Source organism: candidate division WOR-3 bacterium (assembly GCA_026418155.1).
In the GTDB taxonomy this organism is placed as follows: domain Bacteria; phylum Hydrothermota; class Tepidihabitantia; order Tepidihabitantales; family CAIPLT01; genus JAOABV01.
The window spans coordinates 34,222-59,379 of record JAOABV010000005.1 but is presented as its reverse complement, the minus strand read 5'-3'; the positions used below and the strand labels follow the sequence as shown (position 1 = coordinate 59,379).

The 25,158-nt window shown below is 35.2% G+C and carries 24 protein-coding genes and 1 tRNA gene; 11 read left to right on the top strand and 14 right to left on the bottom strand.

Translation table 11 applies throughout. The features are described from left to right. Together N2201_01410 and N2201_01405 are read right to left on the bottom strand one after the other, a co-directional pair. Nucleotides 1-2,468: C25 family cysteine peptidase (locus N2201_01410; GenBank protein MCX7784878.1), on the bottom strand; the 2,468-nt coding region annotated here is incomplete at its 3' end. A 405-nt stretch (nucleotides 2,469-2,873) separates the two neighbouring features. Further along, nucleotides 2,874-3,692: a T9SS type A sorting domain-containing protein gene (locus N2201_01405; protein ID MCX7784877.1), complete on the bottom strand. Its 819-nt coding sequence runs from the start codon at nucleotides 3,690-3,692 to the stop codon at nucleotides 2,874-2,876. A gap of 200 nt (nucleotides 3,693-3,892) precedes the next feature. Here N2201_01405 and N2201_01400 point away from each other — a divergent pair, with 200 nt between their 5' ends. The 3 genes from N2201_01400 to N2201_01390 all read left to right on the top strand — a co-directional run bounded on the left by N2201_01400 (nucleotide 3,893) and on the right by N2201_01390 (nucleotide 7,242). Further along, complete coding sequence (locus N2201_01400; protein MCX7784876.1) at nucleotides 3,893-5,446, top strand: methylmalonyl-CoA mutase family protein; 1,554 nt, start codon at nucleotides 3,893-3,895, stop codon at nucleotides 5,444-5,446. Between the two features lie 30 nt (nucleotides 5,447-5,476). Then, nucleotides 5,477-5,881: a methylmalonyl-CoA epimerase gene (mce, locus tag N2201_01395; GenBank protein ID MCX7784875.1), complete on the top strand. Its 405-nt coding sequence runs from the start codon at nucleotides 5,477-5,479 to the stop codon at nucleotides 5,879-5,881. A 158-nt stretch (nucleotides 5,882-6,039) separates the two neighbouring features. After that, nucleotides 6,040-7,242: an aminotransferase class I/II-fold pyridoxal phosphate-dependent enzyme gene (locus tag N2201_01390; protein ID MCX7784874.1), complete on the top strand. Its 1,203-nt coding sequence runs from the start codon at nucleotides 6,040-6,042 to the stop codon at nucleotides 7,240-7,242. Between the two features lie 70 nt (nucleotides 7,243-7,312). Here N2201_01390 and N2201_01385 read toward each other — a convergent pair whose 3' ends face one another. Then, complete coding sequence (locus tag N2201_01385; GenBank protein ID MCX7784873.1) at nucleotides 7,313-9,019, bottom strand: AMP-binding protein; 1,707 nt, start codon at nucleotides 9,017-9,019, stop codon at nucleotides 7,313-7,315. 259 nt (nucleotides 9,020-9,278) lie between these two features. Between N2201_01385 and N2201_01380 the strand changes: the two genes are divergently transcribed. The 7 genes from N2201_01380 (at nucleotide 9,279) to N2201_01350 (ending at nucleotide 17,846) form a co-directional block, all read left to right on the top strand. After that, the gene (locus tag N2201_01380) at nucleotides 9,279-9,650 is read left to right on the top strand and encodes a hypothetical protein (protein MCX7784872.1); all 372 of its coding nucleotides are present in this window, start codon (nucleotides 9,279-9,281) and stop codon (nucleotides 9,648-9,650) included. A gap of 22 nt (nucleotides 9,651-9,672) precedes the next feature. Continuing rightward, nucleotides 9,673-11,760 carry a hypothetical protein gene (locus N2201_01375; GenBank protein ID MCX7784871.1) on the top strand — a complete coding sequence of 696 codons (2,088 nt, stop codon included), beginning with the start codon at nucleotides 9,673-9,675 and terminating at the stop codon, nucleotides 11,758-11,760. Between the two features lie 11 nt (nucleotides 11,761-11,771). Continuing rightward, nucleotides 11,772-12,674, top strand: a complete 903-nt coding sequence (locus tag N2201_01370) for a radical SAM protein (protein ID MCX7784870.1) — start codon at nucleotides 11,772-11,774, stop codon at nucleotides 12,672-12,674. 254 nt (nucleotides 12,675-12,928) lie between these two features. After that, nucleotides 12,929-13,225 carry a hypothetical protein gene (locus tag N2201_01365; GenBank protein ID MCX7784869.1) on the top strand — a complete coding sequence of 99 codons (297 nt, stop codon included), beginning with the start codon at nucleotides 12,929-12,931 and terminating at the stop codon, nucleotides 13,223-13,225. A gap of 1,032 nt (nucleotides 13,226-14,257) precedes the next feature. Continuing rightward, complete coding sequence (locus tag N2201_01360; GenBank protein ID MCX7784868.1) at nucleotides 14,258-15,415, top strand: ABC transporter substrate-binding protein; 1,158 nt, start codon at nucleotides 14,258-14,260, stop codon at nucleotides 15,413-15,415. Then, nucleotides 15,412-17,130, top strand: coding sequence for a hypothetical protein (locus N2201_01355; protein MCX7784867.1), 1,719 nt, complete (start codon nucleotides 15,412-15,414; stop codon nucleotides 17,128-17,130). Before N2201_01360 ends, N2201_01355 begins: the two co-directional genes overlap by 4 nt. After that, complete coding sequence (locus tag N2201_01350) at nucleotides 17,127-17,846, top strand: hypothetical protein (protein ID MCX7784866.1); 720 nt, start codon at nucleotides 17,127-17,129, stop codon at nucleotides 17,844-17,846. Before N2201_01355 ends, N2201_01350 begins: the two co-directional genes overlap by 4 nt. A 92-nt stretch (nucleotides 17,847-17,938) precedes the next feature. Here N2201_01350 and N2201_01345 read toward each other — a convergent pair whose 3' ends face one another. The 4 genes from N2201_01345 to N2201_01330 all read right to left on the bottom strand — a co-directional run bounded on the left by N2201_01345 (nucleotide 17,939) and on the right by N2201_01330 (nucleotide 19,340). Beyond that, a complete protein-coding gene (locus tag N2201_01345; protein ID MCX7784865.1) occupies nucleotides 17,939-18,454 on the bottom strand; it encodes a nitroreductase family protein in 516 nt (171 codons plus the stop codon). 29 nt (nucleotides 18,455-18,483) lie between these two features. Next, nucleotides 18,484-18,557: transfer RNA gene (locus N2201_01340), tRNA-Arg, on the bottom strand. Nucleotides 18,558-18,815: 258 nt separating this feature from the next. Further along, nucleotides 18,816-19,109 (bottom strand): integration host factor subunit beta, encoded by a 294-nt coding sequence (locus N2201_01335; GenBank protein MCX7784864.1) that lies wholly within the window; start codon nucleotides 19,107-19,109, stop codon nucleotides 18,816-18,818. 9 nt (nucleotides 19,110-19,118) lie between these two features. Then, nucleotides 19,119-19,340 (bottom strand): zinc ribbon domain-containing protein, encoded by a 222-nt coding sequence (locus N2201_01330; protein MCX7784863.1) that lies wholly within the window; start codon nucleotides 19,338-19,340, stop codon nucleotides 19,119-19,121. Between the two features lie 638 nt (nucleotides 19,341-19,978). Between N2201_01330 and N2201_01325 the strand changes: the two genes are divergently transcribed. Continuing rightward, nucleotides 19,979-20,266, top strand: a complete 288-nt coding sequence (locus N2201_01325) for a GYD domain-containing protein (GenBank protein MCX7784862.1) — start codon at nucleotides 19,979-19,981, stop codon at nucleotides 20,264-20,266. Nucleotides 20,267-20,368: 102 nt separating this feature from the next. On the opposite strand, the gene N2201_01320 is transcribed toward N2201_01325, so the two are convergent. From N2201_01320 to rplM, 7 genes are all read right to left on the bottom strand, one after another. Further along, nucleotides 20,369-21,193: a phosphatidate cytidylyltransferase gene (locus tag N2201_01320; protein MCX7784861.1), complete on the bottom strand. Its 825-nt coding sequence runs from the start codon at nucleotides 21,191-21,193 to the stop codon at nucleotides 20,369-20,371. A 78-nt stretch (nucleotides 21,194-21,271) separates the two neighbouring features. Further along, on the bottom strand, nucleotides 21,272-21,991 hold the full coding sequence (locus N2201_01315) for an isoprenyl transferase (protein ID MCX7784860.1): 720 nt from the start codon (nucleotides 21,989-21,991) through the stop codon (nucleotides 21,272-21,274). 20 nt (nucleotides 21,992-22,011) lie between these two features. Next, nucleotides 22,012-22,569, bottom strand: coding sequence for a ribosome recycling factor (gene frr, locus N2201_01310; GenBank protein ID MCX7784859.1), 558 nt, complete (start codon nucleotides 22,567-22,569; stop codon nucleotides 22,012-22,014). A 173-nt stretch (nucleotides 22,570-22,742) separates the two neighbouring features. Then, nucleotides 22,743-23,339, bottom strand: a complete 597-nt coding sequence (tsf, locus tag N2201_01305) for a translation elongation factor Ts (GenBank protein ID MCX7784858.1) — start codon at nucleotides 23,337-23,339, stop codon at nucleotides 22,743-22,745. Next, nucleotides 23,336-24,076 carry a 30S ribosomal protein S2 gene (gene rpsB / locus N2201_01300; GenBank protein MCX7784857.1) on the bottom strand — a complete coding sequence of 247 codons (741 nt, stop codon included), beginning with the start codon at nucleotides 24,074-24,076 and terminating at the stop codon, nucleotides 23,336-23,338. Before rpsB ends, tsf begins: the two co-directional genes overlap by 4 nt. After that, nucleotides 24,061-24,456: a 30S ribosomal protein S9 gene (gene rpsI / locus N2201_01295; protein ID MCX7784856.1), complete on the bottom strand. Its 396-nt coding sequence runs from the start codon at nucleotides 24,454-24,456 to the stop codon at nucleotides 24,061-24,063. The genes rpsB and rpsI overlap by 16 nt, the downstream gene beginning before the upstream one ends. A 4-nt stretch (nucleotides 24,457-24,460) precedes the next feature. After that, entirely contained in the window at nucleotides 24,461-24,904 is a 444-nt protein-coding gene (gene rplM / locus N2201_01290) for a 50S ribosomal protein L13 (protein ID MCX7784855.1), read from the bottom strand. Nucleotides 24,905-25,158: the final 254 nt, after the last annotated feature.

The window sequence follows — 25,158 nt, the reverse complement described above, 5'->3', positions numbered from 1 at the left end:
TTACCGATCTTCATTCTTACTAAGAAACTGACATTAGTATTGCCATAGTTATAAACTGAACAAGCAGGTGTGACAACTGTGTTCTGTGAGATTGTGCCACTGGGCTGAAGAAGGGTTGTTACACCAACATCCGTATAAATCACAGTCACAGAACCGGTCTGTTTGTCATTAGCAGGATTCATATCACCAGTAAGTTCAGTGGAGCAACTAACAGGATGTGTGCCCAGTTGGGTTGCGGTCCAATTGGTAAAGGTCACATATTGCTTTGTACCAGGAGCAAGGTTTGAGACTGATGCGGTCTGATTATAGAAATTACCGATCTTCATTCTTACTAAGAAACTGACATTAGTATTGCCATAGTTATAAACTGAACAAGCAGGTGTGACAACTGTGTTCTGTGAGATTGTGCCACTGGGCTGAAGAAGGGTTGTTACACCAACATCAAACTGATTAGCAGCAACAACTTGAGTGCTATCTTCAATCGGTAGTTTATTCTTGGCAGTTACAGTAATATACATATAACCCGTAGAACTGGGATTGATTGATAAAGTTACTTGACCACTGGCATTAGTCGTGCCTTTGGTAAAGACTTCAGTCCCTTTCCATAACGCAACGATTGCGGAGGCAACTGGTGAGCCTCCAGAAGTAACTGTGACAGTAAAAGATTGTGGACCAGTATAAATGGGATTAGCAAAACTGGCGCTCATTGTTTGCGGATTATCTTTCCACATCATCATCTGCGGTTCACCAAAAAGATTCAATTCATAATAGCACCAGCGCCAGACTTGCTGACTCATTGCAGTGTTACGATAAAATTCTTTAGATGACTGATGACAATTAGCAATGCGAATAGAGTCATACGAAAAGAAATAATTATAAAAACGGACATCCAGCAATTCTGAAGGTCCAATCTGGTTTGTATATCCCCAACCGTATCTTGAATTCATTATTGTAGCAATTGCACTACCTCTTGCTAATACCATCATCTCTGCCAGACAGTCATTAGTTTCAAAATTGCCGGGATAACAAGCAATTGAGTTGGCAATAGTCAATTTATCGTAATTGGTTTGAGTTGCTGGGTCAGAATAGTAGTACATTGGACCGCTGATATATACGCCGTAGTCATTACCATGACCAACCATATGGAGAAATCCAAAGCCAGTATTTAAAGAATCGCGCACTGCCCATCGCCAAGCATCATTTTGTCCCATATCAATTACCCGGTCAGTCCAATCTGCAGGACTATAACCTGCGATCATATTTTGCGATGTTGTGTGGTCATAGCCGGTCCAGAGATATGCAGCAGGTAACATCATTCGTTTCTGATAACCGATATTGGGATTCTTAACATAAGTAAAGAATTTTCTGATTAAAGTATCAAGTTCAGCCGTTGTTTCTACTGGCCATCTTCCGCCATATAAGTCATAATACAAATCCACAGTATCATAAGTTGCTTCACCAAATATATTGTTGTTATTACCATCCCAAGACCACTGCAAATCAAGATAGTATAAGTCACAAGGGATATTTCCGACATTACTGCCAACCACAGCTCGGGCTTGTCGCGAGGGGATAATCGAATGGTCGCCAGCCAATAAGATATATTTCATACCATAATTAGTAAAATAGTCACGAATAAAATTTCGAATCTTTTCTTGTAAGTCACGACCAGGATAATTAGAATTTACCCAAGTAACATTACGGGTTTCTGTTTTATAGCCGGTCTTCTTTAACCAATTGACTAATGGCGTAAATCTTGATTCCAGACTTGAAGATGTCAAAATAACATAATCAATATTTGTTGGGTCTGAGGCTTTAATCAGTGGCGAGAATTTCTCAATATCTTCCGGATTGATTACTAAATCTTTAACATCGGATTGGAACAGATTTTTCTGGGATTGAGTTAAAGACCAGACTTCATATCGGTTCTCTTCATAATTAATTTTCACAGTCATCCGTTCATTGAGAATAAGTTTTCCTTCACTGGGAATATATTGCAAAGGATATAAAAAGAAACCACCAATCCTAAAACCAGATTTATTGCCACTGGGAATAATCTGGGTTAAATATCCAGGATAGGCAGTTGTTAATTGATAAGTTTCAGCATCAGGAGCAACAAATGGTTTTTCTCCTTGATAAGATAAAGGATAAGGATTTTGACCAGGATAAAGAATATATTTACCAGGAATTTCAATTTGTTTTGCATCAAGTATTTCAATACTAGTAATTTCAGCAGATGGTGGAATCAGAACATTAAGATTAGCAACAGGAATAACTGGTTTTCCAGGTTCTTGTATTGTTAAATCGCAACCTTTTATCCTAATTAAGTCGTAGTTATTAATATTTTCAATTTTCAGAGTATAGGCAGGAAAAGTAATTTCCTTAATAATGCTACCGTTTCGTGCTTGTGCGTCGCCAAACAAAATTAGAATGACGACAAGCAGGACAATGATATTTTTTACTTGCATACAGCCTCCTTATTACATAGATTTTAAAACTGAATATATTGTAAAAATATTTAAAGGTATCCCCCAAATAATTGAGCATGTTAAGACACCTGCTTCTTAATTTAGAAAACAATGAATTCAGCATAGAACAAAAATCTAATTATTTATTAATATTATGATTTTTACTCTGGAACCTCGAAGTATATGTTATTTCTAATACAAAATGTTCTTCTTACAATTATTATCCACAGATATAAAATTATACGAAATATATAAAATTATGTCAAGTGTTTTCTTAAATTAAAATTTTTGTCCCTGATTGTTGTAATATATTAAATGTCAAGTATTTAGAATTATGTGTTTTTATAAAATTTTATTTTTCGGAATCAAAGTCAATTTTTTAAGAGGGGGTAAAACTATTCTGGTTTATTTCTGGATTATGAGTTTTTTATTGATTGTTTTATGTTTCGTTTTTAGTTGAACAAAATATATGCCAGATTTTAAGTTTTTAGTATCAAGTAGATAGATTCCATTCTGCGGATGCTTGATTTTTGAAATTAGTTCTTTTATTAGTCTTCCTCTAATATCATATAAACTAAGGCTAATTTGTGAAAGTTCAGAAGTATTATATCTAATAAAGGTATAATTTTGGCAGGGAGTGGGAGAGATGTTTAGGCCTATCATCTCTTTGTTTTTGATTTCAGGTTGCTCTTCAATACCAGTTAAAGCAGTATCACTTAAAGTCACATCATCAACATAAATTGTTAAATATGGTAAAGTTCCTACTGTTACATTGACAAAGATGGCACTATCTGGTGCTTGTAATACTGCATTATAGTTACGATAAGTATTAGAATAATAAATTGGAATAATTGTCGGCGTGCCTGCCGGTTGTTGGGATAGTTTAAGCCAGGTGATGATAAAAGCACCAGCAGCAAAAGATTGGGTTTTACACCAACCAGAAAAGTAATAATAAGTTTGAGGGCTAACAATTGAAATTGTCGTGGCAAAAGCCGATGTATCACTACCAGTTAATTTAATTGCAAATAAACCAGAATGGGCATTAGTTGTTCTTGTGGCTGAACCCGAGTCAGTGGCTTCAGATGTGAACCATGCGAAAGGCATCTGGATTCCCAAGGAATCGAGCCAGATTTCAAAACTGGAGTTCAAAAGAATATTTTGGGCTTGACTGACTATAGGTAATATTAGACTGATAATTAGGGTAACAACTAATGTCTTGTGCATAGTAAAATATTATATTTAAGATTATCCGTTGGTCAAGCGAAATTTAATTTTTACAATTATCGGAAAAAGGTTGCATTAGGAATTTTGTGTAATTCTTTTTTCTTCCATAAAGGTAGTGTATAATATTGGTGTAAATTTAGACTTGATATTAAAAATAAAATCTATCTTGACTTAGGTTCAAATTTTATTAGTATTATTGAGTGAAAGATTTTTATACTCCAGAAGATTTAAGAGATTTTAATTACCAAATACATCTTGCTGACCCCGGCAAATATCCATTTACTCGTGGAATCTATCCCAATATGTATAAAGGTAGACTTTGGACTATGCGCCAATATGCTGGTTTTGGCGATGCGCAAAAGACTAATGAGCGGTTTCAATATCTGTTAAAACAAGGACAAACCGGACTTTCTGTTGCCTTTGATTTACCAACCCAACTTGGTTATGATTCTGATAATCCAAGGGCAATTGGTGAGGTGGGTAAAGTCGGAGTTGCAATTAGCAATATTACCGATATGGAATTACTTTTCAAAAACATTCCTTTAGACAAAGTCTCAACTTCAATGACAATTAATGCGACCGCGCCAATGATTTTAGCAATGTATCTAATTGTTGCCCAGAACAATCAAGTGTCACCGGAACAACTTTCCGGCACAGTTCAAAACGATATCTTAAAAGAGTATATTGCTCGCGGGAATTATATCTTTCCGGTTAAACCGTCAATGCGGTTGGCAATTGACTTATGGGAATATTGCTCAAAATATATTCCTCGCTGGTATTTTGTTTCCATTTCGGGTTATCATATTCGCGAAGCCGGGGCAACTGCAGTTGAAGAATTGGCATTCACTTTTGCTAATGGCATTGCCTATATTGAATCAGCACTTGAGCGCGGATTAAAAGTAGACGATTTCGGACCACGACTTTCTTTCTTTTTTGGCGCACATAATAATTTATTAGAAGAAGTCGCAAAGTTTCGTGCTGGCCGACGAATTTGGGCAAGAATAATGAAGGAACGGTTTAATGCTCAAGACCCAAAATCTTGGATGTTGCGATTCCATACCCAAACCTGTGGCTCAAGTTTAACTGCTCAAGAGCCTGAAAATAACATTATCCGAGTTACCCTCCAAGCATTAGCCGCAGTATTCGGTGGCACTCAAAGTTTGCATACGAATTCTTATGATGAAGCATTATCTCTTCCCAGTGAACAAGCAGTAAAGATTGCCTTAAGAACTCAACAAGTGATTGGTTATGAGTCATCAATTCCTGAAGTTGCTGACCCATTAGGTGGTTCATACTATTTAGAGAAATTGACTAATGAGATTGAAGAGCAAGTATTAGCATTGTTAAAAGATATTGAAGATAAAGGTGGTGCAGTAAAATGCATTGAGTCTGGATTTATCCAAAAAAGAATTGAAGACTCCGCATTTCGCTATCAGAAAGCAATTGAAGATAAAGAGAAAAAGATTGTTGGCGTTAATGTTTTTCATAGTGATACAAAAGAAAAAACGACAGTAAAAACTCTTAAAGTTTCAGCAAAACTAACTGCTCAAAGAAAAAGAGAACTTATTACCTTTAGAAAAAAACGAAAGGTCATAAAAGTAAAAGAAAGTTTGAATAAACTATCTGATACAGCCAACAGTAATAAAAATTTAATGCCTGCAATTATTGATTGTTGTGCAAATAATGCAACTTTGCAAGAAATCTGTGATGTCTTAAGAAATATTTTCGGTGAATATGATGCTAAGAAGTTATAGTATCTTTTTAAGTAAGGTTGAGGAGTTATAATGTTAAAAAGTCTTAACCATATTGGCATTGCCGTCAATTCACTTAATGATTCCATAAAGATATATCAAGACATTTTAGGTTTAGGTGAACCTAAAATTGTTGAGTTAAAAGAGATGAAATTACGAGTCGCAATATTCAAATTGCAGAATTATAATATTGAATTAATTGAACCTTTAAGTCCTGATACTACCATTGCTAAATTTTTAGAGAAACGAGGTCCAGGTATTCATCATCTCTGTTTTAATGTTGATAATATTGAAGAGAAATTAGCAATACTAAAAGCCAAAGGAGTGTTGTTAATTGATGAAAAGCCTCGCATTGGTGCAATGGGCAATAAGATTGCCTTTGTTTCGCCCAAAAGCATTGACGGTGTTTTAATTGAGTTAGCAGAAAGTCATGAATAAAATATAAGGATCGTGTATTAATATTTTGTGTAAATTTTAGTTTGATATGTTAAAGAAAACAGATAAAGGGAAAATAAGCCTGTCAAGAAAAGAAATTATACAAATTTCTTGACGCTACTAATATAAGTTATAGATAATATTATAGAAAGGATTCGAAGATGAAAAAGCAAAGACCCAAAATGCGAAGAAATATTGCAACTGAAGTTGTTCATGGCAAACAAATTTTAGGAGACCCTAATACTCGAGCGCTTTCAGTGCCGATTTATCAAAGCGCAGTCTTTACTTTTGAGAGTGCTGAATCCGGTGCCCAAATTTTTGCTAAAGAGAAAAAAGGATATTTTTATACCCGATTAGGTAATCCGACAATTGAAGCCTTTGAAGAAAAGATGGCATATTTAGAAGAAGGTGAATCGGCTTGTGCATTTGCTTCGGGAATGGCAGCAATTTCGGGAACTATATTATCAATATGTAATAAAGGTGATGAAGTGATTGCAGTTTATCCAATTTATGGTTGCACCTATTCGCTGTTAGTTGATGTTCTACCTAAATGGGAAATAAAAGTAAAATGGGCAAAAGCAGATAATTTTCTAAATAACCTTAAAAAGCAAATATCCTCTAAGACAAAGATAATCCTTATTGAAACACCAGTTAACCCGACCATTGATATCGTTGATATTAAAGAGACAGCTAAAATTGCCCAGCAACACAAAATATTGTTAGCAGTGGATAATACTTTTGCTTCGTTTTACAATCAAAAACCACTAAATCTTGGTGCTGACATTGTAGTATATAGTGCCACTAAATATATTAGTGGACACGGTGATACGGTCGGCGGTGTTGTCATCGGAAAAAAAGATTTTATTGCCTATATGAAGGATTATATTATCCGGGATTTAGGAGGAATTATCAGTCCGTTTAATGCCTGGCTTCTTTTACGCGGATTGAGAACAATGGCAGTGAGAATGCAGACCCATAATCAAAATGGAATGGCAGTGGCAAAATTTTTAGAAACTCATCCCAAAGTTGCCTGGGTAAAATATCCGGGATTAGCATCACATCCTCAATCTGAAATTGCTCAAAAACAGATGAGCGGTTTTAGTTCAATGATTGCCTTTGAACTAAAAGGCGGTAGAAATGCAGGTAGAAAATTAATGAACAATGTAAAACTGTGTGTTTGTGCAGTAAGTTTAGGTGACTGCGCAACCCTAATTGAACATCCAGCATCAATGACTCACTCAAGTTATTCGAAACAGGCATTAATAGAATCAGGTATTTCCGAGGGTTTGGTGCGACTTTCAGTCGGTATTGAATACTATCAGGATATTATTGATGATTTAAGACAAGCATTAGATAAATCATAAATTGTTAGGATAAAAGTTAAGGGAGCATAGCGCAAATTTGCCATGCTCCCTTTTTAAGAAAATTTTGGTTTTAAGCGGTTTTGATTTTAGCCAAATCTTCTAAACCGAGTTCCTTAATTAACATTTCCTTAAGTTTAAACTTTTGAATTTTTCCAGTCACAGTCATTGCCATTGAGAAGTTATCAACGAATTTAACATAGCGGGGAATTTTCGACCATTCAACTTTGCCATCACAGCGGGCTTTAATCTCTTCTAAGGTTAAGGTTTTACCAGGTTTTAACTTAATCACCGCAGCAACCACTTCTTGTAAAACTTTATGGGGCACGCCGACAACATGAATTTCCATAATTTCATCTTCAAATAAAGACAATAGAGTTTGTTCCACTTCAGCCGGATAGACATTATGACCACCGACAATTACCATATCTTTGTATCGACCGACAATCTTATAATAATTGTCCTTATCTCGAGTGCCTAAATCACCAGTGCGAAGCCAACCATCTTTGACAATTGCTTTTGCGGTTTCTTCAGGCTTTTTGTAATATCCTTTCATAATATTATAACCTTTGACCCAGATTTCACCAACTTCTCCGACACCGAGTTCCTTTTCTGTTTGCGGGTCAACAATTTTCGCCTGGACATTATCTAAAGGTCTACCAACTGTCGAAACTCTTCGTTCAATCGAATCATCGGGTCGAGTTTGATGGGTGGCAGGACTTGCTTCTGTAAGACCATAAACAATTGTAATTTTCTTAGCACCCATTTTATAAACAACATCTTCCATTAATTCAATGGGACAAGGCGCCCCGGCCATAATACCAGTGCGTAAAGTGGAGAGATTAAATTTAGCAAAATCCGGGTCGTTAAGTTCATTAATAAACATCGAAGGTACACCATTTAGAGCAGTGCATTTTTCTTTTTCCACAGCAATTAAAGTTTTACGGGCATTGAAATGTTCAGCCGGCACAACCATAGTAGCGCCGCAGGTAATACAAACCATATTGCTTAAGACAGTGCCAAAGCAATGATAATAAGGCACAGGAAGACAAAGCCGGTCTTGATATGTTAGTTCCATATTTTGAGCGCAATCACGACCATTATTGACAATATTATAGTGCGTTAACATTGCACCTTTAGGAAAACCAGTTGTTCCCGAAGTATATTGAATTAAACAGACATCGTGAGGGTCGACTGCTTTAACAATATTTTGAAATTCATTTTCCGAAATACGCTCACCACGGATAATAAAATCGCGCCAAGTTAAAACCCAAGGCGGTGGTTGAGGACTGTTGGTGATTAAAACGATGTTTTTTAATTCAGGAAATTGGTTGAGATTTAAATCTGGGCTTTTCACTTCATTTAGTTCGGGACAGGCATCAGTAAGAATTTTTAAGTATTCATAACGATGAATTTTATCACCGCTCCTTTTCTCAAATCCTTCTATCATCACTAATACTTTAGAGTCTGATTGTTTTAGAGCATAAGCGACTTCCGATGCTTTCCATTCAGGATTAACTGTAACTAATGCCGCACCAATCCGAGCCGATGCCAGTTGAGTTAACAGCCATTCAAGTTTATTTGTGCCCCAGATTGCAATATTCTCACCTCGTTTGACACCCAGATGGATAAACGCTTTGGCAGTTTGGTCCACTAAATTTTTCAACTCGGACCAAGTATAACGAAGATTGTCGTCAACATAGACAACCGCTTCATGATGCGGATACTTTATAGCATTTTCTTCAAGTAATTGACCTATCGTTTTATTGATTAATTCCATAGTTTTATTCCTTTCTAATCTAAATTTATAATATTTATTTCTTCTTTGTTAAAAATACAAAAATAAATAATAAATTAAAAATAAAAATAAATAATAAATTAAAAATAAAAATAAATAATAAATTAAAAATAAAAATAAATAATAAATTATAAATAAATAACGATATATTATTATAAGTAATATTTGCTTAAAATTCAAGTAATGTAATTTAATGCCAATAATATTGACTTTAAGATATTTTTCGATATTTTTATTAAAGATGTTACCAAATATTAATGATATTTTAAGCAAAGATAATCGGTACAAACTTCAATCTTATGCTTTTGTCTTAGCAAGTTTAGAACTTGCGCGACGAATTACTAATAAACCAAAACATGTTACTGCTTTAGAATTATTAGAAGGCGTTAAAGTTTTAGCCCAAAAAGAATTTGGTATTATGGCAAAAACCGTGCTTGAATTTTGGGGAATTAAGACGACGGATGATATTGGCGAAATTGTCTTTAATCTTATTGAAGCCGGCATTCTGACTAAAACAGCAGAGGATAAAAAAGAAGATTTTCATAATGTGTTTGATTTTAATGAGGTCTTTGTTCAAGATTATCAATTTACAAACATAGAAAAGAAAGTGTGAAATTAAACGATTTAGAATATTAATGTCCGAACATTTAATTAATGAGTTTTTCTGCCGTAAAGGTCCTTTAGCAAAAACTCTGGAAAATTTTGAAGAACGCACTGAACAACAAGAAATGGCAAAAGCAGTCTATCAAGCCTTAAATCATAAATATCATTTAATGGTTGAAGCCGGAACCGGAGTGGGAAAAAGTTTGGCATATCTATTACCTGCTTCATTATGGGCAAAAATGCATAAGAAAAAAGTTGTTATTTCTACTTATACCAAAATCCTTCAAAATCAACTTATTAAAAAAGATATTCCATTGCTTAAAAAAAGTATTGCTATTTCTGAACAATTAAACAATTTGGACCAATATCAAGATGAACCCAATTTTTATCGGAAAACAACTTCGGCAAAGGACACAGAACACCTTCAAAATGGTTTTAATAATGCTTCGATAAATTATGCGGTAATCTTTGGTCAAGATAATTATGTGTGTCTCCGAAGATTGAATAGTGCATTTAATCATGGACTGTTTGATACACCTTATGAATATGCTGAATTAGAAACACTTCTAAGATGGCTGGATGAAGGTGGTTCGGGAATTATTCCAGAATATCCTGAAGTTTTAGGTAAAACCCAAGAAAAAATTTGTCGCGAGGGCGATATCTGTAAGTTTCAGAAATGTGAATATTATAATGATTGTTATTATTTCCGGGCCAGAAAAGAGTGGTTAAATGCGGATATTTTAGTCACCAATCATGCACTCTTCTTTGCTAATGTTGAAGCCAATTTTTATATCTTACCCAAGTTTGATGCCGTTATTTTTGATGAAGCACACCGCTTAGAAGAAGTTGCCGCGCAATTTTTCGGCATTGAAATTTCTAATTTCGGTCTCCAACGAATGTTAAATACAATCTATAACCCCAGAAATAATACGGGACTTATTGCCCATTTAGAAATTTCCCAAGAACAGAAACGCACAATTGGCCAAATTATCGATGATGCGAACTCGGCGAGCAAGGAACTGTTCCAGTATCTTTTGAATTTAATACCTCACGCCGAAACTAAAATAAGAATCAAACGACCGCTAAATATTGAAAACAGATTAGATAAGATTTTTACAATACTTGGTAATCGGCTATTACAAATTGAATCCGAAGATATGGATGATGATATCGCATTAGAATTAAAGAATGTTCTTAAAAGAATTGAAGGTTATCGAATGGGTGTAAATGATTTTCTGCAAGTCCAAGATAAAAACTCAGTCTATTGGATTGAAACGACAAATCTGACCAGTAAAAAAAGTCCATATATTTGTCTTATCAGTGCCTTAATTGATATTGCTGACTTATTTCGTCAAAGAGTTTTAGAAAGAATTTCAAGTGTGATTTTAACTTCCGCAACTTTAACAGTTAGTAAAGATTTTGGTTTTATTCAAAATCGACTGGGGTTGGATAAAGTTGAAACTCTACAATTAGATTCGCCATTTAACTATCACCAACAGGCACTATTGGTCATTCCAACTAATCTTCCTTTGCCAACAGATGAAGAGAAATTCTTAATTGATTGTGCCTTCGTAATTGATAAAATCCTAAAAATGACCAAAGGCAGGGCATTAGTGCTTTTTACTAGTTATAATGCTTTACAAAAGACTTTTCAATTAATTGATAAGAGCGAATTCCCATTTTTAATTCAAGGCGAAGAATCAACTCTGGAACTGCTGGAAAAGTTCAAAAAAGATGTTGCCTCAGTCCTTTTTGCGACGCAATCTTTTTGGCAGGGTATTGATGTTCCTGGTGAAGCCTTGAGTTGTCTGATAATTGTGCGGTTGCCCTTTGATGTGCCTGATGACCCGCGCTTAGAAGGAATTTGTGAGAAATTAAGAGCCAATAAACTTGAACCATTTACTACCTATCAATTGCCCAATGCGGTTTTAAGATTCCGACAAGGATTCGGCCGATTGATTCGTAATAAACAAGACCGGGGAGTGGTCTGCGTTTTAGACAAAAGAATTGTCACGAAAGAATATGGTAAACAATTTCTTAACTCTTTACCGCGAAATTTACCAATAACATTTTCAATTGAGACGATTAAAGATTTCTTCGAAAGCGAAGCGATGGTATAGGGTTATTTAGAATGTTAGAACAGAACTTCCCAGTCTATCTAAATACTGATTTAGAATCGTTAAGCCAAAAAGCAATGCAACTTTTAGAACATTGCACAATCTGTCCGAGAAAATGTGGAGTTAATCGGTTAAAAGGAGAACTTGGTCATTGTCAAATAGGCAAAGATGCCATCGTTTCATCTTTTGGTCCACATTTTGGCGAAGAACCAGAATTAGTCGGCACAAATGGTTCAGGAACAATTTTCTTTACCTTTTGTAATCTCAATTGTGTATTCTGCCAGAATTATGATATTAGCCAATTGGGTCATGGCGAAGTTGTAACTCCTAATGAATTGTCAGAAATGATGTTAAAACTACAAAAAATCGGATGCCATAATATTAACTTAGTAAGCCCAACTCATATTGTGCCACAAATCTTACAAGCACTTCAAATCGCTAAAAATAAAGGACTAAATCTGCCGATTGTTTATAATTCTGGTGGTTATGATTCAATCGAAACTTTAAGAATCCTTGAAGGAGTGATTGATATTTATATGCCTGATGCGAAATATGGCTCAAATGAAATAGGGGAGAAGTATTCAAATGTCCCAAACTATTTTGAGATAAATAAAGCAGTTCTAAAAGAGATGCATCGCCAAGTAGGTGATTTGATGGTTAATGAAAAAGGAATTGCGCAAAGAGGACTATTGGTTCGGCATTTAGTTTTGCCTAATCGGCTTGCGGGTTCATTTGAAATTTTGAAATTTATTGCTGAAGAAATTTCGCAAAACACATATGTGAATATAATGGACCAATACCATCCATGTTATAAAGCCGAGAGATTCCCAGAACTATCAAGAAGAATTAATGCTAAAGAATACCAAGAAGTTATTGAATATGCCCGAAAATTAGGCTTACGAAATTATAAAGACTAAACGCAAATAGATTGTATCGTTAAAAATTATCATAAGATTAATGTAGAAGAAATACATATTAGAATAGCACTTTAACAAAAATAGAAGGTTTATTTTTATTTAACTTATTGATTTATTGGAGGCTATCTAAAAATATCTTAAACCCAAGGAGATAGAGATATCTGCTATTTTTTGCTCTCAATAGCAAGATAAAAAGCATTATGAAAATATTAATCATTGAAAATTGGGCAGATGTACTCTGTTCTATTTGAAATGTGCAAGGGGCTAGGGTGGGGTTAGCCCAAGCCAGACCATTTCCCAGCACATCGCATATAGTATTTTACCATATAAGCGGAATACAGGGTCGCCTACCAGTTAGCCTAATTCGTGTAGTAAAATGTCTTAAAGTTTGTATCTCTATCTGTCAAAAACAGATATTGTTTTACGGCTTACCCAAATGTGTGCTTACTTATTTATATGACTGCTATGGAAATAACTTAAAACCCAATCCGTCAGAAAATCTAATATCATTTCAGATAGCAATCTTATTAGAATGCTTTGGGCTACAATAGGTTAGAAGTTGGATGATAAACTTTTTACGTAGAGACTTTTGAAAGCAACATTTAAGCAAGTCCGACCTGCTATTATCATCTAACATTGAACTTTTGGACATTTAACATCTGCTGACATTTGAAGTTACGGAAGTGCAACCTACTAACTTACTATCTCATCAGATCTAGATTTGGTTTTTAATTTATTTTATTATAACTAATCTTTCAATTATTCTTTTATCTTTTGTCTGGAGCGATAGAAAATATACGCCTGAACAAAGTGTTTTTGTGTTGAGAGTTAATGAGTAGTTGCCAAGTTCCTTTTCTTCATCAACTAAAGTTTTAACTAATCTGCCTGAAATATCATAGAAATATCTGACGCAGGTTCATTAAGACCTGGAATTGATATAGCAATGTTACATTCCCATCTTGGTGTTTCTGATTTTTTAACGAATCTTTATTAACAGGATACATATTTATCTTATTTATCTTATTTTATCTTATTTATCTTATTTATCTTAATAATAAATTCTTCATTGTTTAACCCAGACAAGATGAATGTAATCACCATTTGTAACAGTCATTACATATTCTGATACTTTTTCGACAATTGTTTAAGGCACAGACCAGTTCTTGTTTGTTTTGAATTGAAAATATAAAGTGCTATCTTGGGTGAATAAACGATAAGAAATATCCTGTGTGCTTTTTAGTTCTACGGTATCAGGCAGTGTATATAGACTAATGGTAAAACAAATAATAACATGTTAAATACCTCACCTAATTTAGGATAAATCTGATTTTGGATTTGTCAATATGTTAGTTTAGAGAATTCTGAAAATGTGCCGTTGAATTTAGTAAAGATTTGAATATGCAAAGTTTCAGTAGTAAAAATTAGATTATTCAGGAGTCTTCGTATAAATTTATTGACATTGTGAGTAAACCAAGTAAAATTGTCTTATGAGATATTATTATTATTTGCTATTTATAATTTGTCTGTTTTTTTGCTCTTGTTCCCAACAAATTACAAAGACGGAAATAACTTTTTGGCATGCAATGGGTGGCCCGCTCGGGAAAACCCTGGAATCAATGGTGCGAGATTTTGAGAAACAGAATCCAGACATTAAGATTACTCTTGTCGGTATGGGTGATTATTCAGCATTAGCCCAAAAGTTAATGGGTGCAATTGCAGTAGATAATCCGCCAACAATTGCCCAAGTCTATGAATCTTGGACAACTCAATTCTATCAACAAAATCAACTTTTCCCTTTAGATTCTTTTGTTCATAGTCCGAGCGGTCTTTCTTCCGAAGAACTCGCTGATATTTATCCAGTGTTTGTGGAAAATAATATGTGGGATGGTAAGTTTCTTACTTTTCCGTTTAATAAAAGTGTGCCCGTATATTTTTATAATATTGCGATGTTTGACTCAACGGGTATTAAAGAATTTCCTAAAACTTGGAGCGATTTTAGAATTGCCTTAAAAAGATTAACCCGAGATCTTAATAATGATGGCAAACCTGAAATTTATGGCACAGGCGGTGGTGTTAACTCGTGGCTTTTCGGCTGTATGCTGTATCAAAAATCAAGTAAGTTACTTGATGAAACTAAGAAGAAAGTTGAATTCAATTCACCGGCCGCAATAGAAGCACTTCAATATATGATTGACTTAATTTATAAAGACTCTACTACTAATTTTATATCAGGCTATGAACCGCAGAATGATTTTCTACAAGGAAAGTTAGCATTAATTTTTGGTACCATCGTCTCGTGGGCATTTATGAAAGATAAGATGACATTTCCCATTGGCATTGCTCCATTGCCATCGTGGGATAAACCGGCCGTGCTTGCTTATGGCACAAACATTGCTTTATTTCGTAAATCGAGTTTAAAACAAAAAGAGGCGGCTTGGCGTTTTATTAAATGGTTTACCCGGCCCAAACAACAAGCCCGTTGGGCAAGTGAAACTTTTTATGTGCCAGTCTGTAAACAAGCATTACGAGAACCCGTCTATGCTAAACTTTTACAAGAAATTAAAGGATTAAAAGAAAGCATTGAGCAATTAAATTATGCTACATTTGAGCCCCGAGGTGAAGAATGGTTTGCCGGTCGTCGATATCTGGGGGAAGCAATGGAGGAAGCAATACGACTTAAAACTTCACCGAAAAAAGCATTGGATAATGCAGCATATAAGTTGCAAAAGGAGTGGCAATGAGGATATTAAATATGAAACACTCAAAATCAAAGATAGGATATATAAAGGTCAAGACCCAAAACTCAAAATTAAATACTCTATGCTATTCAGTTTTTGGGCTTTTATTTTTAGTCTTTAGTTTGGCTTCGGCACAAGTAATACCGATTGCGGAAGCCATTGTTGATGCTGACAGTAACGGTATTCCTGACCGTCGGGGTCAATATGTTACAATTACGGGCATTGTAACTGCACCTTCTGGAGTTTTTTCCCGCACTCAAACAGACATTTATGTTCAAGATAATACTGCAGGTGTAAATGTTTTTAATTTCACCTATACCCCGGTTGCATTAGGTGATTCCGTAATTGTTTATGGCAGAGTCTACTTCTATCGTGGCAAAACCGAAATATACAATGCCAGTATCACCGTAGTTGCCAATAATCGGCCTTTACCAGAGCCAATACCATTAACCTGCGCAATGATAAATCGCGAACCTTATGAAGGTAGTTTAGTAAAATTGAGCGGAGTTTTTACAACCGCATTTCTTTTAGCTGGAGACCAAAATTATAATTTAATTGATAACTCAGGAAGTTGCGTAATGAGAATCGACCGAGATGGAGAAATCCCAGGTTTGATTGTCGTTCAAGATACATTTACTTTAATTGGTATCAAATCACAGTATACTTTTGAAACCATTCCACCAGTAAATACTGGCTACCAAATTTTGCCCCGCTATCGAACTGATTTTTCTCGAAATCTAAACGATGCTGTGCCACTAATGACCATTGCCGAAGTTCAACAACCAGGTCCAGACGGTTATTCTTCTGCATATGAAGGACAATATGTTAAAGTTCGCGGACGAATTACCGGACCATCTTATATCTTTACCAGCGGTAGTTCGAAAAGTTTATATATACAAGATTCTACTAATGGCATTAATGTCTATGCTCCGCTATATGCTGATACCGCAACTGCTTGGCTTGATAGTTGTGGCACTGCATGGGAAGTTATTGGAAAAGTTACCGAGTATAATGGTCTAACTGAAATTGCCAATGGTGTAATTATGTTGTTAGATAAAACTAAAATTCCTATAATACCGATTGAACTACCTTTCAATACACCAATTACCGAAGGAATGGAGAGTAAATTAATCAAAGTCTCAGGTTCAATAATTACAGAACCTTCTCAGGCCGGTGCTGGTCAGAATTTTACAATTAAGAACGGAACACCAGGGATTACGATAAGAGTTCTAAATACAACCGGAATACCGATTAATCAGTTTCAGAAAAATAAAAACTTTCAGATTGTTGGTATTGTTGGACAATATACCACCTCCAGTCCATTTAATACTGGTTATCAAGTTATGCCGCGATTTAATTCTGATATTGTTGACCTGACTAATTCCATGCCGCCTTCAGAAGTATTACGCATTGACACAATCTCTCCTAACCCCTTTTCTCGACGCGCAGATGACCCACTTTTACAATCCTGCCTCATTCGAATTAATTCACCTTTGGATTACAAATTATATTTGGAAATATTTGATATGGAAGGCCGGTCAGTTAAAAAACTACTGACCAATCAACCAGGCGGATTTTATGAATTAAGATGGGATGGCACTAATCAAAATCTTGAACCCGTTCCTATCGGCATTTATATTCTAAATCTAAAAGGTATTACACCTCAAGGTAAAGTAGAATTTGTCCGGAAACCTATTGTCATTGGAACAAAATTATGAGAATACGCTCTCGGAGATTTGCTAACCGCATACTGCGGTTTATCTTAATTTTTGCATTTTGCATTTTGCATTTTGAATTCTCTTACGGTATTTGGGGTATTAGCCAAGATATTTCAACTCGTGGCACTGGTAATGTCGGCTATACTGGATTTTTAACTTTGCCAATATATTTAACAACTCAAGCCCGCGATACTGCACTTTATTACGATTCACATACTAAATTCCAGACTTATGGCGGGTATATCCAGTATGGAGTAACAAATAATTTAGATGTCGGCCTTCACGGCAATAGTTCTATTAATTCTTCAATTGGCATAAACTTAAAATATCGACCAATAGAATATGTCGCAACATTAGTTGGGTTTGATTATATTATGAACGAGATGCTACTCGCACCTTTTGGCACACTAATGACGGGTCAAAACATCACCAGAAATTTTTCGATGTATGGTGGAATTAAAGTATTTCACTGGTCCAATATGATAGTCCAAGAATCACCTCAACATAAAAAAGATGTTTTGGGAACTGTGTTATTTATTGGCATGCATATCTTTAGAAAAGAAGGTTGGAAGGACCAGAAGTTATTAACCAGTTTTCCCACTGGTTTATATGTTGAATTATCTTATCCAGTAAATGTTGATAACAAGTGTTTAACCATTGTTTTAGGACTGGATGGCTTTTTAGGACTTTCTTTTCCCCGAATCCAGTGGCAATAAGAGTTAAATCTAATTCTTTCTTTCTAAAATAATCATCAGCATCCAAAAAGTTCCATATTTGGGGTGGACTTTTATCTGAAATTTCCGGCCTGTTAAAAAGAATCGAATGAGACGATTTCCGAAAGCGGTTTGCGAGGTTTTGGTGCTGGCTCTTGTGCCGGATAACCGAGTGGCGTTAAAGCAATTACTTTTACATCATCAGGTATTCGTAAAATCTTTTTGACTTCGGCTTCATCATAAGCGCCAATCCAACAAGTACCTAAACCCTCATTAGTTGCTGCAAGGATTATATGTTCTAAAGCAATAGCGATATCAACGGGATAAGAACTCCAATATCCACCCATTCTACCCCAAGCAATCTTTTCTAATGCTACTGCGCAAATTACAATTGGTGCTTGTCCAATAAATTCTTGATTGCGACAAGCAGAGACTAATGCTTGTTTAATATTATGGTCTTTGACAACAATAAATTTCCAGGGCTGAATATTTTTCGCTGACGGCGCTAATCTCCCGGCTTCAAGAATTCTATTTAAGACCTCATCTGGAATTGGGTCAGGTTTATAAGCCCGGACACTTTTTCGGTTTTTAATGACATCATAGAAATCCATAGTATCATTCCCCTGATATTTTTAAATAAAGCGCCCGAAGTGATTTGAACACTCGACCTGCGGATCCGGAATCCGCCGCTCTATCCAACTGAGCTACGGGCGCAATTAGAATAATATTTTACAATTCTTTTTCTTGTCTCAGCCACCACCTAAAGCACTTAATTAGCGATGCTTTTTAGCGTAATTTCTTTTTATGGCGGTTGGCTTTGCGACGCTTCTTAAACTTATGTCGTTTAATCTTTCTTAATTTTCTTTTGCGACCGCATGGCATAAATTACTTCACTCCTTTTTAGCAATTTTTATAGATTAATATTGAAAAAGTAATGTAAAAACAAACCCAAGTCAAGCACAAGATATTTTTTTAACCCTTTTTAGCAATTTTCATTTTCAAATTTTTCCCTGGCTTAAAAACAACAACCAACCTTGAGGGTAAAGGCACTGGAACATTAGTTTTGGGATTACGTGCAAGTTTTGGTTTACGCAATTTGGTCTTAAAAACTCCAAAATCACGAAATTCTACGCGATGACCGGCTAATAATGCATTTTCGATTTCATTTAAGAATTCCTGGGTAATTCTTAAAACATCACTTCGAGTAATCCGTGGTTGAAACTTCTTGGCAATTTTATCAGCAATTTTATATTTAGTAAGCGTCATTACAACCTCCTATTTGCAACCACTGCAACTTTTGGCCGAACAACTGGAACAGTTAGATTGCGCAACTTTTTTGTCCACACCTTTCAAACCAAAAGTTGAGTATAGCAAATTAACTTTTTTCTTATGACATTTAGGACAACAAATATTGGGTTTCGCCCGGTCTTGAGAATTGAATATCAATTCTTCAAAAATATGTTTGCAATTATCACATTGATATTCATATATTGGCATAATTAATTATAAGGCAATCAGATAAGATTTGTCAATAGTTGTGTTATTATACTCTTTCTTACTGAGATGTAAGTTATATTGTTTCATAGGTATGTTCTCTTCTTCTTGTTATTAAAATTATCATTATCTATCATAGGCGGTTATACCTTTATTTTTAACATATCAAGTGTAAATTTACATAATATACACTGCCGTTAAAAAGTTTTCTTTAGTGTCTTGATGAAAGACTATTCCTGCGCCCCGAAACAAACCAATTTATCGCTGTAATTAGAATAATTGCAAAAATTGACTTTTAACCAAACAATCCTACATAAGCATTCTGAAAAAATATTTTTAAAAACCGCATCGGGATATGCGCAATCGTCAGAAAATACATAAAGATATTAGTAATATTCAGAACAAACTTATCAAATGAGTACTTCGAAAACACTTACGGTGCGCATTCGTATTGGGAAAACCACAGAAAAAGACAAGAAAAATATTCAGCCAGTTCAATTTATTCATAAGCATTAACTTTTTCAGGGTCCTTTCAAATAATGGCTTGACATCATAAAATTTTAATAGTATAAGATTATGTAAAATTTATAAATTAAGATTCGTTGTGGTGATGCACAATAAATCTTAAACAAGGAGGCTTTATGGCAACCTATATCTTACTTACAACCCTTACTGATGAGGGTAGAAAAACCTTAAAGAGCAATCCTGACCGATTAAAAGAAGTTAACAAAGAAGTTGAAGCAATGGGAGCTAAAATTGTGGCTCAATATAGCGTACTTGGTCCCTATGACTTCGTTAATATTGTTGAAGCCAAAGACAACGAGACAATTTCTAAAATCTCTATCGAACTTGGTTCCCGCGGAACAATTCATGTAATGACCTTGGCCGCAATTCCCATTGATATATTTATCAATAATCTGAAAAAATAGTAATACTAAATACCTCGACTGTAGGCCAAAAATTCGCAGAACGAGAACGTCCTAAAAGTAAACTCCCTGCTATCAGAAAATGATTTTTAAAAAAGACTAAAACTAATAAAATATAGATATAATATATCTCAAAAAATAGTAAAACACTGGAACAGTTAATAATAAACTGTCAATTCGGTCTAAAAAGCCACCGTGTCCTGGAAAGATATTAGAACTGTCTTTTAAGTTTACTGCTCGTTTGAATCCCGATTCGACTAAATCGGCTACCTGAGCGCTAACGCTAAGGACCAAACCCAAAAAAATGGTTATCAGAAGATGGATGTTGGGATAAAAGTGTTTGAGAAAAAAGACTGAAAATACAACACTCACAATAAGCCCTCCTAAAAATCCTTCTATAGTCTTATTGGGACTAATCTGCGCGGCTAATTTATGGGACCATCTAATAACTTTTACAAACAATGTTCCAACAGCATAGGCAAAAGTATCATTAACCCAAGTAAAAAGCACCGGGAAAAAAACAATCCAAAAAGATAGATTTTGTTCTATTGCCCAAATTTTTAGAAACAAAAGATGAGATGCCAAGAACCCTAAATAGAATAATGTAAAAACACTAAAAGGAACAACAAGATAATATTGCTCATTTTTGAGCAAAGCGTAAATAAAAACAACTACCGGTAAAAGTAAAAACAAGATAAAAGATTTGGTGAAATAAAAGAGCACAGGAAAAGTAAGATTTAGCAATATAATTAAGAACCGGCTAAGTTGGATATTTTTTAATGAAAGAATATGAAGAAATTCGTTAGTGGCAAATCCAACCCAGATTAATGTTAACAAAAGAATTAGTAATGGATTATTAACGAAAATAGCAATAATAACAATAATACCAAGAAGACTGCCCACAATACAGCGTTTTATAAAATTGCTCATAATATATTTAATTTAGACAATTAAGTCCCTATGACCGATATTAGGTTTCCTAAAGATAATTCTACTGAGAAGTAAATCTCATTTTTCCGATGTTTCATATTCTGAAATCCGACCAAACCGTCGTTTCCGTTTACTAAAATCTTCAATTGCTTTCCAAAGTTCTTTTTTATTGAAGTCTGGCCAGAGCACATCAGTAAAATAGAGTTCTGTATAAGCGCTTTGCCATAATAAGAAATTGGATAGCCGTTTTTCGCCACCGGTGCGAATTAATAAATCCGGATCCGGTAGTTCTGTATCGTAGAGATATTGGCGAAAATTATCGCTGGTTAGATTTTTTATTTCATTAGCCGGTATTTTTCTTATCGCATCTGCAATCTCCGCTCTTGAACCATAACTTAACGCTAATACTAAAACTAAACCCGTGTTGTTCTGAGTTTTATTTATTAGATAATCAAGATTTTTTCTAACTTCAGTTGGTAATCGGTCCAATTGACCAATCGCTTTTACTTTAACATTATTTTTATTCAGTTCTGGTTCTTCTTTAACTAATAACTCTTGGAGTAATTGCATTAATTTATTTACTTCTGATGCGGGACGTTCCCAATTTTCTGAAGAGAAGACATATAAAGTAAGGTATTTAATACCAAATTCCGCACAGGCTTTAACTGTCGTGCGAACAGCTTCAACTCCTTTACGGTGTCCGAAATACCTAGGCAAACCCCGTTTTTTTGCCCAGCGACCATTACCATCCATAATAATTGCAATATGGCTTGGAATCTTAATCGAAGAATCTTTCATTAACGGTATTTAGTAAAAATCTATCGCTCCATTATCTCTTTTTCTTTTTGGGCAAATAGTTTATCCACGGTCTTGATAAATTCATCGGTAAACTCTTGAATTTTCTTTTGGGCAATACGGGCATCGTCCTCAGATATTTTTTTATCTTTTTCTAATTTCTTAATATCTTCATTTCCGTCTCGGCGAATATTCCGAATCGCAATTTTAGCATCTTCAGACAACTTGTGACATAACTTCACTAACTCTTTTCTTCGCTCTTCAGTTAGTGGAGGAATCGGAATCCGTATCAGATTAGCCTCGACAATTGGATTTAATCCCAGTTCCGATTTAAGAATTGCTTTCTCAATCTCAGGAATCGCTGAGCGGTCCCAAGGTTGAATTAATAATTGTCGAGGTTCCGGAACAGAAATTGAAGATAGTTGTTTTAAGGGCGTTAAAGTTCCATAATAATCAACTTTGACATCATCTAAGATTGCGGGATTCGCCCGCGCGGTTCTTATCCGGGACAATTCTAAAGATAAAAGGTCAACGGTCTTTTGCATCTTTTCTTTTATCTGTTTGTATTTTTCTTCAAGCATGTGTTCCTCCCATTTTTTGTATCACTGATGGGATTGGTTTTACTATCTTCTCTTTTAAGAAACAATTATAAATTAAATATAAAAAGAGCGCTGTCTTGTTATAATAATTTTTAAATCGGAGCGAAGTTAGACTTTATAATTACTTTGGTTTGTGCTGGGTCTTCAACCAAAGACTATTCCTCACCAAGTTTAAATCGGACGAACCGTTTAATCTTGATGTTCTCACCGTATTTGGCAATTTGTTCTTTAAGATAATCGCCAACTTTTTTCTCGGGTATTTTTACAAACGGTTGCTCTAAAAGACAAACATCGGAATAAAATTTTTCCAGTTTACCTTGAATAATCTTTTCAATCACTTGTGGTGGTTTACCAGAATCTTTTAATTGACTCTCGTAAATCTTTTTTTCGCGCTCAACGATTTCTGGTTTTAAGTCTTCTCGAGAAATTGCCATTGGGTCTGTAGCGGCAATCTGCATTGCGATTTCGTGGACAAAACGACGAAAGTCCTGATTGCGCGCAACAAAATCAGTTTCACAATTTACTTCAACAATTACACCTAAACGTTCACCTGGGTGGATATAAGCATCAATGACACCTTCAACCGTTGCCCGTTGCAGTTTTTTCTCAGCCGAAGCAATTCCTTTTTGTCTTAACAGTTCAATTGCTTTGTTAATATCGCCCTGCGTTTCTTCTAAGGCTTGTTTACAATCTAAAATACCCGAGTTGGTTCGTGCTCTTAATTCCTTAATAAGTTCCATCGAAATGTTCATTGTGCCTCCTCGGTTTCAAACCCCTTTCGTCCTTCTAATACCGCATTAGCAATTGTGCTGGTTACAAGTTTTATTGACCTTAAAGCATCATCATTACTCGGAATCGGATAATCAATGTCTTCTGGGTCACCATTAGTATCGATCATTGCGACAATTGGAATTTTTGCCCGCTTGAGTTCTGCTAAAGGCGTCGCTTCTCGTGCCACATCAACCACATATGCAATACCAGGTAGCCGGTCCATATCTCTCACGCCATTGAAGATTTTTTTAAGTTTATTATATTCGCGTTCTAAAGATAACATTTCCTTTTTCGTCATATTAGTAGGTTTAGATTCTTGAAGAATTCTTTCTAATTCGACCATCCGAGCAATGCGGGTTGATACAACATCAAAATTTGTAATAAGTCCACCAACCCAGCGTTCGGTGATGTAGTAAGCATTACATCGTTTGGCTTCTTCTTCAATAATCAATTTGGCTTGCGGTTTAGTTCCAATAAAGATGACATCCTGTCCAGTTTCCGCTACTCTTCGAACTGCTTCATAAGCCAGTTTTATTCGTTCTAAGGTTTTCTCCAAATCAATAATGTAAATGTCGTTCTTTTTACCGAAGATAAACGGTTTCATTTTTGGATTCCAGCGATGCGAACGATGGCCAAAATGAACACCGGCTTCAAGTAATTCTTTAATGGTAATACCTAAAGGATAAGAAGTGTGTTGTGTTGTTAACGTTTGGTCCATTGGAATCGTTTTCTCCTTTTGGCTAAGCCATATTTCATTCGTTCTTTTTCTCGAGGGTCTCGTTTTAATAGACCGGCGTTTTTTAGGGTCTTCCGTAATTCAGGATTATACTTACATAAGGCACGGGCAGTTCCTAAAGCGACCGCATCAGCCTGAGCCGAAATGCCTCCACCGTCAACTTGACAAATTATTTGGAATTGTCCCGTTAGGCCGGTAGTTTTAAGTGGTGCCAGAACTACCTCATATAAGTCATCGCGACCTAAATAGTTCTGGGCATCTTTGTTGTTTATTTTTATATCTCCGTTACCTGGAAGCACCCAGACTTTGGCAGTTGCGGTTTTTCTTGAACCGACAGCGAAAAAAGCATTTTTTAAGTTCATAATTTCACTCAACAGCAATTGGTTTTTGCGCCTGATGGGGATGTTTGCTATTGGAATAAATAAAAAGCCGCTTAATTCTTTTGGCTTGGAACCGATTTTTGGGAAGCATCCGCTTTATGGCAAGATAGAGAATGCGCTCGGGATGTTTCGCAAACATCTCTTTTAAGGTAACTTTTTTAAGACCGCCTGGATAACCTGAATGATGATAATATATTTTATCTGTCATTTTCTTACCCGTGACGCGAATCTTTTTCGCATTGACAATAATTGCAAAATCACCAGCATCAATATGCGGTGTCCAAGTCGGTTTATCCTTACCAATCAAGACGCGTGCAACCTGTGATGCAAAACGACCGAGAGTTTTATTCTCGGCATTAAATAAATACCACTTTCGCTCTACATCACTGTTTTTAGCAATATATGTTTTCATAAAATAAATTATATTCATATAGCCATCAGCCAGCACTGATTGTTTAATTTCATCTATACGACTGATGGTGTAGTATAAAGATAATTTATATCGAAAAAAACCCAAAATGTCAAGTGTTAATTTATTTTTACACATCAATTCTAAATTTATACAAAATATTATCCACTACCTTTTAGAAAGTTCGGAATAAATCAAATCGTATCGATGTGTAGAAAATCATTTTAGAGAACACTGAAAATTGTTTTGAACACCCAAAAGATTGAGAATATTCA

What these genes read in the sequence shown, in the direction of transcription:
- N2201_01405 (MCX7784877.1), bottom strand. Translation starts at nt 3,692, where the DNA reads ATGCACAAGACATTAGTTGTTACCCTAATTATCAGTCTAATATTACCT.
- mce (MCX7784875.1), top strand. Translation starts at nt 5,477, where the DNA reads ATGTTAAAAAGTCTTAACCATATTGGCATTGCCGTCAATTCACTTAAT.
- N2201_01390 (MCX7784874.1), top strand. Translation starts at nt 6,040, where the DNA reads ATGAAAAAGCAAAGACCCAAAATGCGAAGAAATATTGCAACTGAAGTT.
- N2201_01385 (MCX7784873.1), bottom strand. Translation starts at nt 9,019, where the DNA reads ATGGAATTAATCAATAAAACGATAGGTCAATTACTTGAAGAAAATGCT.
- N2201_01380 (MCX7784872.1), top strand. Translation starts at nt 9,279, where the DNA reads ATGTTACCAAATATTAATGATATTTTAAGCAAAGATAATCGGTACAAA.
- N2201_01375 (MCX7784871.1), top strand. Translation starts at nt 9,673, where the DNA reads ATGTCCGAACATTTAATTAATGAGTTTTTCTGCCGTAAAGGTCCTTTA.
- N2201_01370 (MCX7784870.1), top strand. Translation starts at nt 11,772, where the DNA reads ATGTTAGAACAGAACTTCCCAGTCTATCTAAATACTGATTTAGAATCG.
- N2201_01360 (MCX7784868.1), top strand. Translation starts at nt 14,258, where the DNA reads ATGGGTGGCCCGCTCGGGAAAACCCTGGAATCAATGGTGCGAGATTTT.
- N2201_01355 (MCX7784867.1), top strand. Translation starts at nt 15,412, where the DNA reads ATGAGGATATTAAATATGAAACACTCAAAATCAAAGATAGGATATATA.
- N2201_01350 (MCX7784866.1), top strand. Translation starts at nt 17,127, where the DNA reads ATGAGAATACGCTCTCGGAGATTTGCTAACCGCATACTGCGGTTTATC.
- N2201_01345 (MCX7784865.1), bottom strand. Translation starts at nt 18,454, where the DNA reads ATGGATTTCTATGATGTCATTAAAAACCGAAAAAGTGTCCGGGCTTAT.
- N2201_01335 (MCX7784864.1), bottom strand. Translation starts at nt 19,109, where the DNA reads ATGACGCTTACTAAATATAAAATTGCTGATAAAATTGCCAAGAAGTTT.
- N2201_01330 (MCX7784863.1), bottom strand. Translation starts at nt 19,340, where the DNA reads ATGCCAATATATGAATATCAATGTGATAATTGCAAACATATTTTTGAA.
- N2201_01325 (MCX7784862.1), top strand. Translation starts at nt 19,979, where the DNA reads ATGGCAACCTATATCTTACTTACAACCCTTACTGATGAGGGTAGAAAA.
- N2201_01320 (MCX7784861.1), bottom strand. Translation starts at nt 21,193, where the DNA reads ATGAGCAATTTTATAAAACGCTGTATTGTGGGCAGTCTTCTTGGTATT.
- N2201_01315 (MCX7784860.1), bottom strand. Translation starts at nt 21,991, where the DNA reads ATGAAAGATTCTTCGATTAAGATTCCAAGCCATATTGCAATTATTATG.
- frr (MCX7784859.1), bottom strand. Translation starts at nt 22,569, where the DNA reads ATGCTTGAAGAAAAATACAAACAGATAAAAGAAAAGATGCAAAAGACC.
- tsf (MCX7784858.1), bottom strand. Translation starts at nt 23,339, where the DNA reads ATGAACATTTCGATGGAACTTATTAAGGAATTAAGAGCACGAACCAAC.
- rpsB (MCX7784857.1), bottom strand. Translation starts at nt 24,076, where the DNA reads ATGGACCAAACGTTAACAACACAACACACTTCTTATCCTTTAGGTATT.
- rpsI (MCX7784856.1), bottom strand. Translation starts at nt 24,456, where the DNA reads ATGAACTTAAAAAATGCTTTTTTCGCTGTCGGTTCAAGAAAAACCGCA.
- rplM (MCX7784855.1), bottom strand. Translation starts at nt 24,904, where the DNA reads ATGAATATAATTTATTTTATGAAAACATATATTGCTAAAAACAGTGAT.